This window comes from Brotaphodocola sp., from assembly GCF_050873065.1.
In the GTDB taxonomy this organism is placed as follows: domain Bacteria; phylum Bacillota; class Clostridia; order Lachnospirales; family Lachnospiraceae; genus Brotaphodocola.
Map to the genome: position 1 here is coordinate 1 of NZ_JBNMIC010000117.1, position 2,093 is coordinate 2,093.

1 protein-coding gene is annotated in these 2,093 nt (G+C 46.2%); it reads right to left on the reverse strand.

Annotation, left to right across the window (positions count from 1 at the left end; genetic code table 11):
• Positions 1 to 1,540 (reverse strand): aspartate--tRNA ligase (gene aspS / locus ACR0QE_RS13355; RefSeq protein ID WP_432628825.1); only part of this gene is annotated, 1,540 nt, incomplete at its 3' end.
• Positions 1,541 to 2,093: the final 553 nt, after the last annotated feature.

Below are 2,093 nucleotides of genomic sequence, written 5' to 3' on the forward strand. Positions count from 1 at the left end.
ATAACGCGCCAAACTTGTTCTTTAACACTTCCTTATCATAGCCTGCAATCTCGAATGCTTTTTCCATGATCTGCATGTCATGGTTGCGGACAGCACCGGACGAAAGTTCCACGCCGTTGCAGACGATATCGTACTGGTATGCCAGAATGTCAAGCGGGTCCATCGTATTAAGTGCCTCTAAACCGCCCTGTGGCATGGAGAACGGGTTGTGGGTAAATCCGATTTTTTTCGTCTCAGGATCGCGCTCAAACATCGGGAAATCATTGACATAGCAGAAACGGTATGCGTTTTTCTCGATCAGATCCAGCTTCTCACCGAGTTCATTTCTGATCATGCCGGCATAGTATGCCGCACGTTCTTCCCGGTCTGCCATAAAAAATATAGTATCTCCAACCTCTAGTCCTGTCAATGTGCGGAATTCTTCCTTGCAGTCATCCGGGATAAACTTATCGATCGGTCCCTTATAAGAGCCGTCCTCTAATACTTCCAGATATCCTAATCCACCCATGCCAAGTCCGGTCGCAAATTTAAGGAGTTTCTCGTGGAAACCTTTGGACATATCGGCGTGAACGCGGATCGCACGAACCGTTTTTCCGATGAACGGCTTGAATGTGCATTTCTGGAAAAAGTCGGTCACATCCATAATGCGGAGCGGGTTGCGAAGATCCGGTTTGTCGGAGCCAAACTCCAACATCGCCTGCTTGTAGCTGATGATCGGATACGGTGCTTTTGTGACAATGCTTCCTTCCGGTGCAAATTTTTCAAATACTGCGGAGAGCACTTCCTCTCCGACTGCAAACACATCTTCCTGTGTTGCAAAACTCATCTCGAAATCAAGCTGGTAAAACTCTCCCGGTGAGCGGTCTGCCCTTGCATCCTCATCACGGAAACACGGTGCGATCTGGAAATATTTATCAAATCCGGAAACCATCAGAAGCTGTTTGTACTGCTGCGGTGCCTGTGGCAGTGCATAAAATTTTCCTTTGTATTTTCTGGAAGGAACAATGCAGTCTCTTGCGCCTTCCGGAGAGGATGCACAAAGGATTGGTGTCTGTAATTCGAGAAATCCCATCTCGGTCATCTTCTCGCGAAGGTAAGCGATTACCTTGGAACGGAAAATGATGTTGTCTTTTACTTTCTGGTTTCTCAAATCCAGATAGCGGTATTTCAAACGTACATCCTCATGTACGCTCTTGCTTGTCATGACTTCAAATGGAAGCTGGGAATATACCTCACCAAGAACGGTTACTTCCTTTGCATCCAGCTCGATCGTTCCGGTCGGGATCTTCGGGTTGTAAGTTTCCTCATCTCTTTTTTCAATCAGACCTTCCACGGTGACTGCCTGCTCCTTGCGGATGCCCTCAAGTAATTTTCCATCGCGGATAACGATCTGCATCACTGCATACATATCACGAAGATCGATAAAGGATACCCCGCCGTGGTCACGGATATTTTCTACCCAGCCTGCCACACGGATCGTCTTTCCGATGTCCTGTTCGCTTACCTGATTCAGTGTCACATCTCTGTAAATGTTGCTCATATCGTTTACTCCTTTTCTTCTCCGAGGCTTCTTTTTGTAAAAACATAAAAAGAAGCCCCGGAATACTTATTTTGTATTCCGGGGCGAATAATTCAGATTATCCGCGGTACCACCCGCATTGAAAAATGAGAAAACCCATCTTCCCTCTCTTACGCGTAACGTGCGCTCACGTACGAACCTACTTTCTCATTTCGTTTTAAAAACGTCCTGTTCTTGTTCAATCCGTCTGCTCCGGCAGTGTTCCCTTTCTTATCTCTTTCAAACAGCGCTCTCAGTCGGTGACGCTGTATTCCTGTCGACGTCTGATAAGAAGAGTCTCCATCAATGCATGTACTTCTTTTGTAATCTGTTTTATCACACAATGGAAAGGATTGCAAGAAAAAAATTAAAAATACTCCTTTAGTGCTACAAGCGATTCCACTTTTTTGTAGAGAAATTTTTCAAGTTCTGCATCCGGCTGTGTCAGATCCGGCACCATGATCACCTTGCATCCGGCACGATAGGCACTTAAAATTCCGTTTGGCGAATCTTCCACCGCAAAGCAGTCCTGCGG